This is a genomic window from Solwaraspora sp. WMMD406, from assembly GCF_029626025.1.
Lineage (GTDB): Bacteria > Actinomycetota > Actinomycetes > Mycobacteriales > Micromonosporaceae > Micromonospora_E.
Window position 1 is genome coordinate 2,032,430 of the sequence record NZ_JARUBF010000001.1, and the last position, 16,667, is coordinate 2,049,096.

Genomic DNA, 16,667 nt, shown 5'->3' on the forward strand with positions numbered 1-16,667 from the left:
ATACGCTCCGTTTCAGACGACGACTTCGGTACGGGCCGCCAGCCCGTACGACCGGCAGGGGGCAGGATGCTCGACAAGCGCCTCTACCACCACCTGGTGAGCTGGCTGGGACAGTGGCCGGCCGGCCGGCCACTGCAGGTGGTCGGCTCCGAGCGGCGGGTCCGCCCCGGCTGGGACGGCCGACCGCATCCGCTGGTGGGCGTGGGGGCACCGGGTGGCGCGGTGCTGTCCGTACCGCCGGACCGGGTGACGGCGGTCCGGGCGATGAGCGACCTGCCGGTCGGGGATCTGCTCGCCAAGCTGCCGGCGGCGGTCGGCTACGCCGACTGGCGGGCCCACCGGGCGGTGTTCCGCTACTGCCTGGCACCCGCGCCGCTGCCCGACGCCGGCGACTGGATCGCGTCCGACGACGAGGTGGTGCCGCCGTGGCTACGCCCGTTCACCGGGCAGGTGTTGGTGGCCCGCGACGCCGACGGGGCCTTCCTGGCCGGGGTCGGGGTGAAGCGTCACGACGCGCACGGCCAGGAGATCGCGGTCGGAACCGTACCGGCGGCGCGGGGGCAGGGTCTGGCCCGGCGGCTGGTCGCCCAGGCGGCCCGCCGGGTGCTCGACAACGGCGCGGTCCCCACCTATCTGCACGAGGTGGGCAACCTGGCGTCGGCCCGGGTCGCCGACGCCGCCGGCTTCCGGGACCGGGGCTGGACGGCGTACGGCATCTCCGCCGACTGACCGGCCCGGCGACTGCCTCCGGCCCGTCGATCGACTCGGGCTGACTGACTCCGGCCGCTCGTGGTTCACCCGGTCCGGATGATGCCGGGCCACCCGATTCACGGCGAGTCTGCGATGTGGGCGGAGGGAGCCGATGATGCCGCAGACGACGCCGGCTGTCGAACAGTCGCAGGTCACACAGGAATTCTTCGATCGGATCACGCGCAAGGAGAGCATCTTCCTGCTGCGTCAGATCTCCGGCACGGTCCGGTTCGACCTGGCCCACGACGAGCGGGTGGACTACTGGTTCGTCGCCCTCGACAAGGGCGCGGCGACCGTGACCCGGGAGCAGCGTGACGCGGACTGCGTCCTGCGTACCGACCGGGTGATCTTCGAGGCGATGGCCCGTGGAGAGATCAATCCGATGGCGGCGATGCTGCGCGGACAGATCATGGTCCTCGGTGATCTGCGGCTGCTCATCCTGCTCGAGCGGATGATGCCGGGGCCGCCCGGTGCCCGTGATCCACGCACGTTCGTCCGGCGGGAGAGGACGGAATCATGACCGAGGGAATGGTCAGCATCCTGGACGGAAACACCTTCGTGGTCAGCGACACCCAGGGCGACATCGACGCCTCCCCGGCGGCGCCGACCGGGCTGTTCTCCTTCGACACCCGGTTCCTGTCGAAGTGGCAGTTGACCATCGACGGCGAACGGCTGAGTTCGCTCTCCGTCGACGACCTGCAGTACTTCGAGGCGCGGTTCTTCCTGGTGCCGGGCGAGCCGACGCACTACGTCGACGCCGAGATGTCGGTGATCCGGCAACGCTGGGTGGGCGGCAGCTTCGACGAGGAGATCACCATTCTCAACCACTCCCAGGAGCCGATGGAGCTCACCGTACGGTTGGAAGCGGGTGCGGACTTCGCCGACCTGTTCGAGATCAAGGACGTCCGGCACAAGGTGGGTAAGCACTACGCACACGTGGACCGGGACAGTCTGCGGCTGGGCTACCAGCGGGAGAGCTTCCATCGGGAGACGATCATCTCCAGCAGTGAGCCGGCGACGATCGACGAGCACGGGCTCAGCTTCACCATCACCATCGAACCGCACGGCCAGTGGGTGACCCACATCAAGGTGAAGACCACCGCGATCGGCCCCGACGGGCGGGACCTGCGGGAAGGGTTGCTCGGCCAGCACTTCGACCGGCCCAAGCCGGAGATGCGCCGCGACCTGGAAGAATGGCTGGCGCGGGCGCCCCGGCTGGCCTGTGAATGCGAGCCGCTGGCGTCGACGTACAAGCGGAGCATGGTTGACCTGGCCGCGCTGCGCTACACACCGCTGTCGCTCGGCGGGCAGTCGGTGCCGGCGGCGGGCGTCCCGTGGTTCGCCACCATGTTCGGCCGGGACAGCATCTTCACCAGCCTGCAGGCGCTGCCGTTCGCTCCGGAGCTGGCCTCGTCGACGTTGAAGCTGCTCGGCGCGTTGCAGGGCAGCAAACTCGACGACTTCCGCGACGAGGAGCCGGGCAAGATCCTGCACGAGATCCGGTACGGCGAGTCGTCGGCGTTCGAGGAGCAGCCGCACACCCCGTACTTCGGGGCCGCCGACTCGACGCCGCTGTTCGTCGTCCTGCTCGACGAGTACGAGCGGTGGACCGGCGACGTCAAGCTGGTCCGGGCATTGGAGCAGGAGGCCCGGCGGGCGTTGCACTGGATCGACACCTACGCCGACCTGCTCGGCAACGGCTACGTCTGGTACGAGCGGCGCAACACCGACACCGGTCTGGAGAACCAGTGCTGGAAGGACTCGTGGGACTCCATCTGCTATCGCGACGGCCGGCTGCCGGAGTTCCCCCGGGCCACCTGCGAACTGCAGGGATACGCGTACGACGCGAAGGTGCGCGCAGCCCGGCTGGCCCGCGAGATCTGGCGCGACCCGGGGTACGCCGACCAGTTGGAGCGGGAGGCGGCCGACCTGAAGACCCGGTTCAACCGGGACTTCTGGGTCGCCGACGGTGAGTACTTCGCTCTCGCGCTCGACCCGGAGGGCGGCCAGGTCGACGCGCTGTCGTCCAACATCGGCCATCTGCTGTGGAGCGGCATCGTCGACACCGCCAAGGCGAAGAAGGTGGCCAAGCATCTGCTCAGCCCCCGGATGTTCTCCGGTTGGGGGGTGCGCACCCTGGCCGAGGGTGAGGGCCGGTTCAATCCGATCGGCTACCACGTGGGCACGGTCTGGCCGTTCGACAATTCGTTCATCGCCTGGGGTCTGCGCCGGTACGGGTTCGTGGAGGAGGCGTCCCGGATCGCCGACGGGATCGTCAACGCCGCGCAGTACTTCGACGGCCGCCTGCCGGAGGCGTTCGGCGGCTACGACCGGGCCTTGACAAAGTATCCGGTGGAGTATCCGACGTCCTGCAGCCCGCAGGCCTGGTCGACCGGCGCCACCTTGTTGCTGCTGCGAACCCTGCTGGGTCTGGAGCCGCAGGGCGAGCACCTGGTCGTCGATCCTGCGCTGCCGATCGACATGGGTCGTATCGAGTTGCTCGACATACCGGGGCGGTGGGGGCACATCGACGCCTTCGGCCGTGGCCGGATGGACATCCACCGCAAGCGACGCCAACCGGCCTGACCGCGCGTGCCGTAGTCTTGGCGATCGTGCGAGTCGGGATCGTCATTCTGCCGGACGAACCATGGTCGGTGACCGCCGAGCGGTGGCGGCAGGCCGAGCGGTGGGGTTTCGACCATGCCTGGACCTACGACCATCTGGGCTGGCGTGACCTGGTCGACGGGCCCTGGTTCGACGCGGTGCCGACGCTGACCGCCGCCGCCACGGTCACTTCCCGGATTCCGCTGGGCACCCTGGTCGCCTCGCCGAACTTCCGTCACCCGGTGCACTTCGCCCGCGAGATCACCGCGGTGGACGACATCTGCGACGGGCGGCTGCTGCTCGGCATCGGTGCCGGTGGGCAGGGCTTCGACGCCGAGGTGCTCGGTGTCGCGCCGTTGTCGCCCCGCGCCCGGGTCGACCGGTACGCCGAGTTCGTCGAGTTGCTCGATCGGCTGCTGCGCGAACAGCGGGTCACCTGGCGGGGACGCTACTTCGAGGCGGTGGACGCCCGGAGCACCCCGGGCTGCCGGCAGCAGCCCCGCGTACCGTTCGTGCTGGCCGCGAACGGTCCCCGGTCGATGGCGCTGGCAGCGCGGTTCGGCGCCGGCTGGGTGACCACCGGGACGGTCTTCGACGACTTGGACGGCTGGTGGGCGTCGGTGGCCGGGCTGGCGGACCGGTGTACGGCGGCGATGGACGAGGCCGGCCGGGATCCGGCCGGCCTGCGCCGTTACCTCTTGTTGGATTCCGCGCCGGTCTTTTCCCTTTCCAGCGCGAGCTTCTTCGCCGACGCCGTCGAGCGGGCCGCTGGTCTCGGGTTCACCGACGTGATCGTGCACTGGCCACGTCGGAGCAGTTGGTACGCCGGTGACGAGCGGGTCCTCGTCGAGGTCGCCACCGAGGTGCTGCCGACCCTGCGCAGGTGAATCACCAGGCGGCACCGATCCGGACCCGGGGTGCGGTCGACGTGCCGCGTCGGCTCTGGCCGGGGTACAGCCACAACTCGGCGCTGGCGTCGTGCCGGGTGACGATGTCGGTGTGGCCGTCGCGGTCCCAGTCGGCCACCCCGAACGCGGTGTAGCCGCGCCAGCCGTTGCCGATCCGGACCCGGGGCACGCTCGAGGTGCCGCGTCGGCTCTGGCCGGGGTAGAGCCACAGGTCGGCGCTGTCGTTGTCCCGGGTGACGATGTCGGTGTGGCCGTCGCGGTCCCAGTCGGCCACCCCGAACGGGCTGTGGGCGTTGAACCCGGAGCCGATCAGCACCCGGGCGGTGGTGGCCGGCCCGCGCGTGCCCGTACCCGGGTAGAGCCACAGCTGTCCGGTGCCGTCCTGTCGGGCGAGCACGTCGGCGTTGCCGTCGCGGTCCCAGTCGGCCACCCCGAACGAGGTGTGGCCCAGCCAGCCGCCGCTGAGCCGCACCGGCGTGGTCGGGTATCCGCGTACGCCCCGTCCGGGATAGAGCCACAGGTCACCGGTGGTGTCGTTGCGGGTGAGGATGTCGGCGTTGCCGTCGCGGTCCCAGTCGGCCGCCCCGAACGAGGTGTAGCCGCGCCAGCCGTTGCCGATCCGCACCGACAGGACGCCGGACGGCGCGCGGACGCTCTGGCCGGGGTCGAGCCAGAGCAGGCCGTTGTCGTCCTGCCGGCTGATGACGTCGGTGTGCCGGTCGCCGTCCCAGTCGACGAGGCCGAACGGGGCGTACCGCAGGGAGGTGAGCTGGCTGAGCAGCCAGGTCCGGTTGCTACCGGCACCGACCTCGCTGTAGGAGCCGATGCCGGTGCAGCTGGCCGCCTTGAGTACGCCGGCCTGCACGTAGGTGCCGCCGGACGAGACCAGCAGCGGGCCGCCGCTGTCGCCCTGGCACGGACCACGGTCGACCATGATCCGCTTGATGCCCAGGCCGTCGGGCTGCGGCGGGGTGATGTTGACCCCGACGAACTGCAGCCGCGACGGCAGGCCGCCGGTGCCGTCGCGCCCCCAACCGGTGGCGACACCCTGGTCGTACGGGGTGAACGGGCCGCCCTGCGCGCCGTTCCACAGGTGTGCCTCGGCGGGGGTGGCCAGCCGGACTGGGGTGATGGTGGTGATCGGCGTGCTGAGTTCCAGCAGCGCGACGTCGTTGTGTCCGCCGATGTAATCAGGGTGGGCCAGGATCCGGGTGATCCGGCGCGACTCGCCGCCGGTGCCGGCGACGGTGTTGCCGACCCGGACCGACACGTCGCCGACCGAGGCCGGTACGGCGCAGTGCGCGGCGGTGAGCACCCATCCGGGGTGGATCAGCGAGCCGGTGCAGAGGCCGCCGGACGTGGTGTTGCGGACCTCGGCGACGAAGGCGAGGTCACCGGCGACGACGGGTTGGCCGCCGACGATGGCGTGGGCCGGTGCCGGAGCCAGCAGGGGTGCGAGCCCGGCGAGCAGGCTGGCGGCCAGTGACGCGGCCAGCCGGTGGCGGGATCGGTCCCTGCCCGGGACGTGGTGTTGGCGCATGGCGATCCTCCAGATCGACGTGCCAGCGGATCGCTCGCCCCGCTGGGGATGAGGGGCGTCGCTGGCTGTTGTCGACCAGAGTGGAGCTTCCCGGCGGGACGCGACGGTCGTCGCGGCGACGGTTGGCACGAATTAGCTAGACAGCGTGATGATCAATCCTGGGTCGATCGTGGCGCTGGCGCTGGCGCTGGTGCCGGCGCTGGTGCCGGCGCTGGTGCCGGCGCTGGTGCCGCGTCTACACCGGTGCCACCGACCTCGGTCCGCAGCGCGGCCACCTCGGTCCGCAGCGCGGTGAGCTCCGCGGTGAGCGCGGCGAGGTCCGCCCGGGTGGCCGGTGCCGTCCTGGCGTCCGCGGCGGCTTCGGAATCGTCGGCGTTGGATTTGGCGTTGGATTCGGCGTCGGTATCGGCGTCGGCTTCGGCCGAGGCGGTGGAGATCCGCTCCACGATCCAGCTGGCCAGCGAACCGGTGACGAAACCGATCAGGCCGATGCCGCCGATCATCAGGGCGAGCGCGACGAACCGGCCGGTGGTGGTGACCGGGAAGTAGTCGCCGTAGCCGACGGTGGTGATCGTCACCACCGACCACCACAGCGCGTCCGGATAGTTGGTGATCGCGCCGTCCGGGTCCGCGCGTTCGGCGTCGAGCACCGCCAGCCCGGAGACGATCACCAGCAGGACCGTGGTCGAGCCGACATAGAGCGCCAGCCGGCCACGCGCCCAGATCTCGGTCCGTCGGGTCAGGGTGAGTACGGCGGTGACCAGCCGCAGCATCCGTAGCGGCCGCAGCACCGGCAGCAGCAGCACGATCAGGTCGAACAGGTGGGCGCGGACGAACCGCCACCGGTTGCCGGCCAGCCACAACCGGACGAGGTAGTCGCCCCAGAACAGCAGCCAGATCCCGATGTTGGCAGTGACACACACATCCCGCCAGCGTGCGGGCAATTCAGGGTAGAGAATGGGCGCGGCGTACACCACGAGGAACGCCACGGCGAGTACGGTCAGCGCGCCCGCCGTCCGGCGCTCCCACCTGGCGACTTTATCTTCGTCCTGGGCGACAGCAGGCCCTTCATCCTGGAGAGACATGCCCGACAGGCTGCCTGATGGCGGCAACCGGCCGACGACCGGCCCGACCCCGGGACGTGGCGAAGCCGCCAACCGCCGGTCCGGACGCCCCGGCAGCCCCGGCCGGTCGGGCCGCCCCGGCCGGCGGTGGCGGGTACCGATGTGGCGGCGCGGGGCGGACCGGTTCCAGCATCCGGCGCAGGTGATCGCCGGCGCGTTCGCGGTCGCGGTGCTGACCGGTACCGCGCTGTTGATGCTTCCGGTGGCCAGCCGGGACGGACAGTCCGCGTCGCTGGTCGACGCCATGTTCACCGCGACCTCGGCGGTCTGCGTGACCGGTCTGGTCGTGGTGGACACCGCCGGGTACTGGTCGGTCTTCGGGCAGCTGGTGATCCTGGCGTTGATCCAGGTCGGCGGCCTGGGCATCATGACGTTGGCGACCCTGTTGACCGTTCTGTTGTCCCGCCGGCTGGGTCTGCGGGCCCGGTTTCTCGCCCAGGCCGAGACGAAGAGTCTCAGCATGCGTGACGTCCGCCGGGTGGTCCGCAACATCGTGCTGTTCAGCCTGGCCAGCGAGTTCGTGGTGGCCGTGGTGCTGACCGTGCGCTTCGCCCTGCGGTACGACTACCCGTTGGCCCAGGCGGCCTATCACGGACTCTTCCACGCCATCTCGGCCTTCAACAATGCCGGGTTCGCCCTGTACACAGACAGTTTGGTCCGGTTCGTCGCTGATCCGTGGATCATGATCTCTGTCTCAGTAGCGGTGATCGTCGGTGGCCTCGGCTTCCCGGTGGTCTTCGAGCTGCTGCGTTCGTGGCGACGGCCCCGGACGTGGTCGGTGCTGACCCGGATCACCGTGGTGCTGACGGTCAGCCTGCTGATCCTCGGCACGGTGTTGTTCACGATCGTCGAGTTTCGCAATCCGGGCACCTTCGGCGAGCTGGCCGCGCCGGAGAAGCTGCTGGCCGGGTTCTTCGCCTCGGTGATGACCCGTACGGCGGGGTTCAACAGCGTCGACATCGGTGCGATGCGGCCGGAGAGCCTGCTGCTCAGCGACATCCTGATGTTCATCGGCGGGGGCAGCGCGGGAACCGCCGGCGGAGTGAAGGTGACCACCGTCGGCCTGCTGGCGTTCGTGCTGTGGGCGGAGATGCGCGGCGAGACGCAGGTCAACATCGGTGCCCGCCGGGTGCCGGAGAGCAACCAGCGCCAAGCCTTGGCGGTGGTCCTGCTGGCGTTGGGGGCGGTCGCGGTGGCGACGTTCGCGCTGCTCGCGATGACCCGTTACTCGTTGGATCAGGTGCTGTTCGAGGTGATCTCGGCGTTCGCCACGGTCGGGTTGTCCACCGGCATCACCGCTGGTCTGCCGCCGGCCGCCGACGTACTGCTGATCTTGTTGATGTTCATGGGTCGGATCGGGCCGTTGACCGTCGCGTCCGCGCTCGCGCTGCGCGAACGCGGCCGACGCTACGAGCTGCCCGAGGAGAGGACGATCGTTGGCTGATTCACGAAACGAGCCGGTGGTGGTGATCGGCCTGGGTCGGTTCGGCGGCGCGCTCGCGCTGGAACTGGCCGGGCGTGGCACCGAGGTGCTCGGCATCGACGGGGATCCGAAGATCACCCAGGGCTTCAGCGGGCAGTTGCCGCACGTGGTGACCGCCGACGCCACCGATCTGGAGGCGCTGCGCCAACTCGGCGTCGGTGAGTTCCACCGGGCGGTGGTGGCGATCGGCACTGACATCCAGGCGAGCATCCTGGCAACGTCGCTGTTGTCGGAGCTTGGCGTCGCGGACATCTGGGCCAAGGCGATCAGCCGCCAGCACGGCCGGATCCTGGAGCGGATCGGGGCACATCACGTGGTGCTCCCCGAACACGACATGGGCGAACGGGTCGCGCATCTGCTCACCGGTCGGCTGCTCGACTACGTCGAGGTCGACCAGGACTTCGCGATGATCAAGACGACTCCGCCGCAGGAGGTGGTCAGTGTCCCGTTGCGCGAGTCCCGGGTCCGGTCCCGCTTCGGCGTCACCGTCGTCGCGGTCAAGAGCGAGGCGCACGGGGCGAAGGCCCGGTTCACCCACGCGACGCCGGACACCGTGCTGATGTACGGCGACATCATTCTGGTGATCGGCCGGATCAACGACGTGGAGCGGTTCGCCGAGTCGGCCTGAGTCGGCGTCGGCCTGAGCCGGCGTCAGCCTGAGCCGGCGTCAGCGCGGTCGGCGGGCGTGGTATACGAAGGCCGGCGGCAGGTTCGCCAGGACGGTCCGGCCGACCACCACTTCCTCGAACCGGTCGTGCAGCAGCTGCCGGAACCGGCGGGCCGGCGGCGTGTGCCGGGTGAGAACGTATCCGAACGTGGTGAAGGCCCCGTCGGGCGACAGCGCGTCGTGCACCGCGTCGAGCGAGGCAAGCTGCAGGTCACGCGGGAACGACACCCACGGCAGTCCGCTGACCACCACCGTGGCGTGGGACAGGTCGCGTTCGGTGAGGAACGACCGGCAGTCGGCGGCGTTTCCGGTGATCACCTCGACACCCGGGTGGCGGCTGGCGAGCAGCTCGGCCATGGTCGGGCTCAACTCGATGGCGAGGTGCCGGCCCCGGCCGGCGAGCCGGGACTGGATCACCGCCGTGAACGCCCCGGTGCCCGGACCGAGCTCGACCACGATGGGATCACCCCGCTCGGGGATCGGGCTGGTGATCGCGTCGGCGAGTCGCCGGGAACTCGGTGCGACCGCGCCGACCCGGGTGGGTGAGCGGAGGAACTCGCGGAGGAACATCGGTCCGTCGCGCCGCTGCCGGACCAGCCCGGCCGCCGCCGCGTCGGAGATACCGACCGTCGGTACGCCGCTGCCGCCGGCGACGTCCGGTGCTGCGGGGCCGGCTGCTGCGGGGCCGGCAGTGGCTGCGTCGGAGGCGAATGCGGTCACGGAGGTCTCCTCCACAGGGGGTGATCGACCGGCGAGCGGCAGACCGGCGAGCGGCAGCCACAGCATGCCGGGGATGGCATGATCCGTCAACTATGTCTTCTATGCCGAGGTAGCCACGCAGCGTCGCCGCCGCGCCGGTCGTCAGCGCCGGGTGTCGAGTAGCCCGCGCAGGTAACCGGCCTGTCCGACGTGCTGTAGGTCGTCGTTGGCGACGCTGACCAGCCGTACCCCGAGGGTCACCGGCGGGTCCCAGCTGTCGTCCACGATCCGGTCCAGGTCGTCGTCGCTCACGGTGACCAGAAATTCCCGGGTACGGGTGGCGACGGCGCTGTAGTGGTCGATCAGCGTCTCGGCGCTGTCCGCAGCGACGGCGGCGACCTGCTCGGCGGTGTGACCGTAGCCGGTGTCGGCCGGGTCTGCGGTCAGCCCGAACCGTCGCGCCCAGTCACCGCCCACCCAGATCTGCGGTTCGCCGAGGATCTCCGCCAGGTGGTCGTCCTGGATTCGGGTGAGGTGCCAGACCAGCCAGCCGATCGGGTTGGCACCGTCCGCCGGGGCCCAGCGCAGCTGCTCGGGGTCGAGTCCCTCCACGGCGGCCCGGACCAGGTCCGGCAGGCGGTCGAAAGTCTCCACCAGCAGCTCGCAGACCCGCATCGCTTCCGTACCTCTCCGCCGCTGATCGAGACCGCCGCCGTCCCGCCGACCCTACCGACCGGGACCCCTACCAGCCCGGACCCCTACCAGCCCGGACCCCTACCAGCCCGGACCCCTACCAGCCCGGCCGGCCCGGCCGCGCCGTAGGTTATCAACGACGGATGGCCCGCTACCTGCTCTTTCCCGGTCGGCATCACCTGCTTACCCGGTTCCAGGCCGACTATCTGCGTCAGCTGGCCGCGACCACCGCGACCGATACCGACGGTGACGGTGACGGGTGCACGGTGGTCTGGGCGGTCACGTCGGCCAACCACAGCAACACCCGACGGAACCGTTACCTCTCAGTGGGCTTTAGTGAGCGCACGGTTGGTAGTCCTGCCTTGCGGTAGGACGGTCCCGGTCTGATCCGCTTGAGCGGTGCCGGGTTCACGCTTCACGGCCACCTGCCCGCGTGTGCGGGTCTTCTGGTCGGCTCCACGTGCTGCCACCGGGCCACTCCCGGCGGTTGCCGCCGCAAGGGCGGCCAGGTTCACAGCGGCGTTGCGGTCACGGTCGATGACTAGACCGCACGCCTCACACCGGTATTCACGCTCGGACAGGGCCAGCTTGGTTTTCACCGTGCCACAGCCCGAGCAGGTCTTGCTGGACGGGTACCAGCGGTCGGCCACCACAAGCCGGCCGCCGTTCCATCCGGTCTTGTACGCCAACTGGCGGCGGATCTCCGAGAATCCGGCGTCGGCGACGTGCCGAGCCAACCGCCGGTTGCGCAGCATGCCGGTGACGTTGAGGTCTTCCACCACAACGGTGCCGTACGTCGTGGCGAGTCGGGTGGTGAGCTTGTGCAGCCCGTCACGGCGCAGATGAGCGACCCGGGCGTGAGCGCGACCGAGCCGGCTCGCGGCCCGTTCCCACCGCTTCGAGGGACGTCGTCCGGTACGCCGGTCCGGGCCCTGCTTGCGCGACAGCGTCCGGCCGAGCGCATGCATCCGTTGCCGCGCGGCCACGAGGTGGCGCGGGTTGTCGACCAACTCGCCGGTGGACAGCACCGCGAGATGCCGGATACCGACGTCCACACCAACCACCGAGCCGGGTCGGGCCGGGCTGCGTTCGGCGCGTTCGACCTCGACGGTGAACGACACATGCCACCGTCCGCCATCACGACGCACTGTCGCGGACATGATCCGGGCGGTGCCGGCTTCAATACGGCGGGCGAGCTTGCGGGCGGACTCGTGCAACTTCAACCGGCCCAGCCGGGGTAGCACCACGTGCATCTTGTCCGGTTCGACCCGGATCGCCCCGGTGGTGAACCGCACGCTGGGCGTGGTACGGCGGCGGGACTTGAACCGGGGGAAACCCGACGGCCGACCGGCGCGTTTCCCGCTGCGGGAGTCAGTCCAGTTCTTCAACCCGCGAGCGAGCGCGTCGAGGCCGGTGTTGAACGCCTCCTTCGACACCTCACCCCACCACGGCGCGACGTCGGGCTTCGCGGCGTTCCAGGCCTTCCGAAGACCGGCCAGCGACCAGGACAGTGATGGCGTTAGCAACTCGTCTGGTACGCCGTAGGAGCGTTCGGCGATGCGCTGGTCCATGACCGCCTTGACCTTCGCGAGCGCCCAGTTGTGGGCGAGCCGGGCGGCCCCAGCGTGTGCAAGGACGTCGCGTTCCTGGCGCGAGGTGAGGTCGAGGGCGAACCGGTACGCCTGGATCGTTTTCACGCCGGGCCACTCTCGGTGGCGGCTTCGACCGCCCGGCGGGCACGGTTCGCGGCAGCGCGACGCCCGTACAGGCGGGCGCACAACGACGTCAGGATCTCCGTCACGTCGCGGACCAGATCATCGTCGACCTCAGCCGGGTCGACCACCAGCAGTCGGCGGCCCTGCGCGGCCAGCGCCGCCTCAACGTACTCGGCCCCGAACCGGGCGAACCGGTCCCGATGCTCAACCACGATCGTTGCCACCTTCGGGTCGCGCAGCAGCGCGAGGAACTTCTTGCGGTGCCCGTTCAACGCGGATCCAACCTCGGTCACCACCCGGTCGACGCCGAGTTTCTGCCCGGTGGCCCACACGGTGACCCGGGCGACTTGCCGGTCCAGGTCGGGTTTCTGATCGGCTGAGGACACCCAGGCGTACACCACGGTCTGCCCCGTCTCGGCCGACGTGCCGGTGACCGGCTCACCGACCATGATCAGTCGACCGATCCGGTAGGTGGGAACAGGCAGCGTCCCGGCTGCGTACTGTCGCCGAGCGGTGATGTACGCGATGCCGGTCGACGCTGCCCACTCCTTGAGGTTCACGCGAGCATCATAGCAGCTTCAAGAGCGCCATAGATGCCCGGAGCGCCAACAGTCAGCTACCCCGTGCCCTTTCACCGCCGGGAGGCGGCGATCGAGCGGTTCAGCGTACTGACCGGGCTGCGGTCGCTGGTGGTGCCGGTGTTCGACACCCGGGCGACCACCCGGTTCGCCGAGGTCACCCTGAAAAACGTGGCGGCGGCGACCGGGCTGGAACTGACCGCGACCAACACCGTGCTGGCCTGCTCGACCCCGGAGGTGGCGGCGATGTACGCCGAGCTCGGCTTCCCGGTGGCCGGGGTGGAAGCCGAGGTGTCGCCGTCACCGGACCGGCCGTGGGACGTACTGCTGCGGCTGGCCGCCGGCGACGAGACGTGGCGGGATCTGGCGCACCCGGCCACCGTCGACATCTTCCACAGATACGGACTGGACCGGCTGGTCCAGGCGGTCGTCAACGACCCGGTGGTGGGCGACGAGGGCGGGCTGACCGCCACCCGGGACTACCGTAGCTACGCCGAGGCGTTCGCCGAGGCGGCGCACCGCAAGTGGACGGCGGTCCGGGAGCACGTCCGACCCGGGCGGATCGTCGACATCGGGTGCGGGGCCGGCGCGGTGCTGGAGCTCGCCGACCGGGAACCGGCCCTGCGGGAAAGCGACCTGATCGGGGTCGAGGTGGCCCGGCACCTGTTCGAGGAATGCGTACACAAGAAGGCGCAGGGCTTCTTCACCAACCCGAACGTGTTCTTCTACCACCGCAACGTGCTCGGCGGTGCGGTGTTCCCGCCCCGCTCGGTCGACACGACCCTGACGTTCGCGCTGACCCACGAGATCTGGTCGTACGGCGCCCAGCTGGACTCGGTACGTCGGTTCGTCCAGGCGATCTACGACCACACCGTACCGGGCGGGGTGTGGATCAACAGCGACGTCTGCGGACCGGACGGCCGGGACCGTCCGGTGCTGCTCGACCTCTGCCGTACCGACGGGGCGAATCCGGCGGCTCCCCGTACCGACCTGGCCGCGCTACCGGCGGCGCGGGTGGCGCAGCACGTTCGTGTCCTGTCCACCCGGGCCCGGCTCGACCAGTTCGCGGTCGACTTCGCCTTCCCGACGCCCTATCAGCCGGTGCCCGACCGGCCCGGCGTGGTCGAGACGACGCTCGGGGCGGCGATGGACTTCCTGACCCGCAAGGACTATCCGGACAACTGGCTGTCGGAGACCCGTGAGCAGTTCTGCGGGCTGGAGTACGCCGACTGGAAGGCGCTGCTGGCCGACGTCGGCTTCGAGGTGGAGGCGGCGAGCGGGCCGTGGCGTAACGACTGGATCGTCACCAACCGGCTCGACCCGGTGGCCACACTCCGCACCCTGGACGGGGCGGCGATGGAGTGGCCGGTCACTCACGTGTTGCTGGTGGCCCGCCGACCGGTGAACAGCTGAGCCGGACGAGGGCGGCGGTCACAGCTGGTTGAACGGCTCGGCGTAGCGGAACGTCCCCGGCGTCGGTGGGTCGGTGCCGAGCACCCGGACCTGGAAGTACCTGCCCCACCGCGGGTCGGGCGCGACGACGCCCAGCGGTTGGCTGGGCCGTAGGCCGAACCGTTGGTAGTAGGCGGGGTCGCCGAGCAGCGCCACCAACGGCTCGTCCAGGGCTTCGGCCGCGCCGAGAACCGCGTGCATCAGCGCCGTACCGACGCCGCGACCGTGCCGGTCCGGACGTACGGCGAGTGGGCCGAGGCCCAGCACCGGCAGGTCGTCGAGGTACGCCCGGGTGCAGACGACGTGCCCGACGACGTCACCGCCGCCCCCGCTGTCACTCCCGTCTCCGCCGTCACTGCCGCCTCTGCCTTGGCTGTCGGTGTCGCCGCCGTCGGCACGGTGCTCGACGGCGACCAGGGACAGCGCGGGCAGCCACGACTCGTCGCCCCGTAACTCGTCCAGCAGGCGCACCTCGATCGGTGGATCCGGCTGCCCCGCCCGCGCGAACGCGGCGGCCACCACCGCACGGACCACCGGCACGTCGGCCGGGCGTTCCCGTCTGACCAGCATGGTCACCATTAGGCCGACCGGACGCCAACCAGGCAACCGAATTGGCCCCCACCATCGGTCGACACCAGCTGTTTTGCCGGATCGGCAACAACGTTTGCCGGTACGGTCGGGGTAGGCGCATCGTGGGTGCCGGAGGTGGTCGACGTGACCGACAACAGAGCGGGGGGACCCGCGTACCGCGTCGCCGTGGCGGTGATCGGCGGCGGTGCCGCCGGGTTGAGCGCGGCGCTGACCCTGGCGCGGGCGCGCCGGTCGGTGATCGTGATCGACGCGGGTGAGCCCCGCAACGCGCCGTCGCCCGGCGTACACGGATTCCTGACCCGCGATGGAATGAGCCCGGCCGACCTGGTGGCGACCGGCCGGCGCGAGATCGAGCGGTACGGCGGCGTCGTGCTGCCCGGCCGGGCGGAGACGGCCGAGCGGGTCGGCGACGGATTCGAGGTCCGGCTCGCCGACGGCCGGCTGGTCGCCGCCCGGCGCCTGCTGCTGGCCACCGGGGTGGTCGACGAACTACCGGACATCCCGGGGCTGCGGGACCGCTGGGGCCGCGACGTGGTGCACTGCCCCTACTGCCACGGCTGGGAGGTCCGCGACCAACCGATCGGTGTGCTCGCCACCAGCGCCATGGCACTGCACCAGGTGCAGCTGTTCCGCCAGTGGACCGCCGACCTGATCCTGTTCACCCACACCGGCCTGGACCTCACCGACGAGCAGGCCGAGCAGCTGGCGGCGCGCGGCGTACGGGTGGTGGCCGGGGAGGTGACCGGCCTGGAGGCCACCGAGGACCGGCTCACCGGGGTCCGGCTCGCCGACGGGATCGTGGTGCCTCGTACGGCGGTGACGGTCGCCTCCCGGCTGCGGATCGCCGACGCGCTGCGCGGACCGGACGGGCTACTGACCCGACTGGGCGTGCCGGTGATCGACCTGCCCAACGGAATGGGCGAGCAGGTCGAGGCCGATCCGACCGGGCGTACCGCAGTGCCGGGTGTCTGGGCCGCCGGCAACCTGACCAGCCCGTTGGGGCAGGTGATGGCGGCGGCGTCGGCCGGGTCGATGGCGGCGGCGGCGATCAACGCCGACCTCGCGCTGGCCGACACCACCGCAGCCGTACGCCGACACCGGGCCGAGATCGCCGGCGAGGAGCCGCCGGCCGAGCCGGAGCACCACGGACCGGCCGACGTCGCCGCCATGATCAGCCAAGGCTTCTGGGACGAGCGGTACGGCTCCGTCGAGCGGGTGTGGAGCGGCAATCCGAACCCGCACCTGGTCTCGGTCGTCGAAGGTCTGGCGGCCGGCACCGCCTGCGACGTCGGGGCCGGTGAAGGTGCCGACGCGATCTGGCTAGCCGGCCGAGGCTGGGAGGTCACGGCGGTCGACGTCTCCGAGGTGGCGTTGCGCCGCGGCGCCGACCAGGCGGCGGCGGCCGGGGACGACGTGGCGAAACGGCTCACCTGGCAGCAGGCCGACATCCGTACCTGGGATCCGGGCCTGTCCCGGTTCGACCTGGTCACCGCCCAGTTCATGCACCTGCCGGACCCGGACCGGGCGATGCTGCACCGCCGGCTCGCGGCGGCGGTCCGCCCCGGCGGCACCCTGTTGATCGTCGGCCATCATCCGTCCGACCTGGACATCGTCGGAATCCGCCGACCGCGCATGCCGGATCTGATGTTCACCGCCGAGCAGGTCGCGGCGGTGCTGGATCCACAGGAGTGGGCCAGCGTCCGGGTCGAGACGGTGCCCCGGTCGGTCACCGACCCGGACGGGGACCCGCTGACGATCCACGACGCGGTGCTGCACGCCGTCCGCCGCCGGTGACGGACGGACGGCACGCGACGGGGCGCCGGGCAACTGCCCGGCGCCCCGCACGTCGGCCGCTGACGCGGC

General features: G+C 70.7%; 14 protein-coding genes and 1 pseudogene. 8 read left to right on the plus strand and 7 right to left on the minus strand.

The genetic code is table 11. The features are described 5' to 3' along the window. Nucleotides 1-66: 66 nt before the first annotated feature. The 4 genes from O7632_RS09310 (at nt 67) to O7632_RS09325 (ending at nt 4,241) form a co-directional block, all read left to right on the plus strand. Nucleotides 67-729 carry a GNAT family N-acetyltransferase gene (locus tag O7632_RS09310; protein WP_278113163.1) on the plus strand — a complete coding sequence of 221 codons (663 nt, stop codon included), beginning with the start codon at nt 67-69 and terminating at the stop codon, nt 727-729. Nucleotides 730-865: 136 nt separating this feature from the next. Then, nucleotides 866-1,270 (plus strand): SCP2 sterol-binding domain-containing protein, encoded by a 405-nt coding sequence (locus tag O7632_RS09315; RefSeq protein ID WP_278113165.1) that lies wholly within the window; start codon nt 866-868, stop codon nt 1,268-1,270. Further along, complete coding sequence (locus O7632_RS09320; protein WP_278113167.1) at nt 1,267-3,336, plus strand: glycogen debranching N-terminal domain-containing protein; 2,070 nt, start codon at nt 1,267-1,269, stop codon at nt 3,334-3,336. The genes O7632_RS09315 and O7632_RS09320 overlap by 4 nt, the downstream gene beginning before the upstream one ends. A gap of 26 nt (nt 3,337-3,362) precedes the next feature. Then, nucleotides 3,363-4,241 carry an LLM class flavin-dependent oxidoreductase gene (locus O7632_RS09325; protein WP_278113168.1) on the plus strand — a complete coding sequence of 293 codons (879 nt, stop codon included), beginning with the start codon at nt 3,363-3,365 and terminating at the stop codon, nt 4,239-4,241. A gap of 1 nt (nt 4,242) precedes the next feature. On the opposite strand, the gene O7632_RS09330 is transcribed toward O7632_RS09325, so the two are convergent. Together O7632_RS09330 and O7632_RS09335 are read right to left on the minus strand one after the other, a co-directional pair. Then, entirely contained in the window at nt 4,243-5,802 is a 1,560-nt protein-coding gene (locus O7632_RS09330) for a trypsin-like serine protease (protein WP_278113170.1), read from the minus strand. A gap of 431 nt (nt 5,803-6,233) precedes the next feature. Continuing rightward, nucleotides 6,234-6,887 (minus strand): annotated as a pseudogene (locus tag O7632_RS09335) (ion channel); the annotation flags it as partial. Between O7632_RS09335 and O7632_RS09340 the strand changes: the two are divergent. Then, nucleotides 6,886-8,370 (plus strand): TrkH family potassium uptake protein, encoded by a 1,485-nt coding sequence (locus tag O7632_RS09340; RefSeq protein WP_278113174.1) that lies wholly within the window; start codon nt 6,886-6,888, stop codon nt 8,368-8,370. The pseudogene O7632_RS09335 and the gene O7632_RS09340 overlap by 2 nt on opposite strands. Then, nucleotides 8,363-9,037 carry a TrkA family potassium uptake protein gene (locus O7632_RS09345; protein WP_278113176.1) on the plus strand — a complete coding sequence of 225 codons (675 nt, stop codon included), beginning with the start codon at nt 8,363-8,365 and terminating at the stop codon, nt 9,035-9,037. Before O7632_RS09340 ends, O7632_RS09345 begins: the two co-directional genes overlap by 8 nt. 39 nt (nt 9,038-9,076) lie before the next feature. Here the strand turns inward: O7632_RS09345 and O7632_RS09350 are convergent, their stop codons facing one another. From O7632_RS09350 to O7632_RS09365, 4 genes are all read right to left on the minus strand, one after another. Then, the gene (locus tag O7632_RS09350; protein ID WP_278113177.1) at nt 9,077-9,796 is read right to left on the minus strand and encodes a methyltransferase domain-containing protein; all 720 of its coding nucleotides are present in this window, start codon (nt 9,794-9,796) and stop codon (nt 9,077-9,079) included. A gap of 141 nt (nt 9,797-9,937) precedes the next feature. Next, complete coding sequence (locus tag O7632_RS09355; RefSeq protein WP_278113179.1) at nt 9,938-10,450, minus strand: DinB family protein; 513 nt, start codon at nt 10,448-10,450, stop codon at nt 9,938-9,940. A gap of 341 nt (nt 10,451-10,791) precedes the next feature. Next, entirely contained in the window at nt 10,792-12,165 is a 1,374-nt protein-coding gene (gene tnpB, locus O7632_RS09360) for an IS607 family element RNA-guided endonuclease TnpB (RefSeq protein WP_278113181.1), read from the minus strand. Beyond that, nucleotides 12,162-12,743, minus strand: coding sequence for an IS607 family transposase (locus O7632_RS09365; protein ID WP_278113183.1), 582 nt, complete (start codon nt 12,741-12,743; stop codon nt 12,162-12,164). Before O7632_RS09365 ends, tnpB begins: the two co-directional genes overlap by 4 nt. A 63-nt stretch (nt 12,744-12,806) precedes the next feature. Between O7632_RS09365 and O7632_RS09370 the strand changes: the two genes are divergently transcribed. Further along, nucleotides 12,807-14,174, plus strand: coding sequence for a class I SAM-dependent methyltransferase (locus O7632_RS09370; RefSeq protein WP_278113185.1), 1,368 nt, complete (start codon nt 12,807-12,809; stop codon nt 14,172-14,174). Between the two features lie 18 nt (nt 14,175-14,192). Here the strand turns inward: O7632_RS09370 and O7632_RS09375 are convergent, their stop codons facing one another. Then, entirely contained in the window at nt 14,193-14,783 is a 591-nt protein-coding gene (locus O7632_RS09375) for an N-acetyltransferase (protein WP_278113187.1), read from the minus strand. A gap of 144 nt (nt 14,784-14,927) precedes the next feature. Between O7632_RS09375 and O7632_RS09380 the strand changes: the two genes are divergently transcribed. Beyond that, entirely contained in the window at nt 14,928-16,598 is a 1,671-nt protein-coding gene (locus O7632_RS09380; RefSeq protein ID WP_278113189.1) for a bifunctional NAD(P)/FAD-dependent oxidoreductase/class I SAM-dependent methyltransferase, read from the plus strand. Nucleotides 16,599-16,667: the final 69 nt, after the last annotated feature.

Coding starts and splice junctions, on each gene's coding strand:
- O7632_RS09355 (WP_278113179.1), bottom strand. CDS start 10,450: ATGCGGGTCTGCGAGCTGCTGGTGGAGACTTTCGACCGCCTGCCGGAC.
- O7632_RS09310 (WP_278113163.1), top strand. CDS start 67: ATGCTCGACAAGCGCCTCTACCACCACCTGGTGAGCTGGCTGGGACAG.
- O7632_RS09375 (WP_278113187.1), bottom strand. CDS start 14,783: ATGCTGGTCAGACGGGAACGCCCGGCCGACGTGCCGGTGGTCCGTGCG.
- O7632_RS09320 (WP_278113167.1), top strand. CDS start 1,267: ATGACCGAGGGAATGGTCAGCATCCTGGACGGAAACACCTTCGTGGTC.
- O7632_RS09315 (WP_278113165.1), top strand. CDS start 866: ATGCCGCAGACGACGCCGGCTGTCGAACAGTCGCAGGTCACACAGGAA.
- O7632_RS09340 (WP_278113174.1), top strand. CDS start 6,886: ATGCCCGACAGGCTGCCTGATGGCGGCAACCGGCCGACGACCGGCCCG.
- O7632_RS09330 (WP_278113170.1), bottom strand. CDS start 5,802: ATGCGCCAACACCACGTCCCGGGCAGGGACCGATCCCGCCACCGGCTG.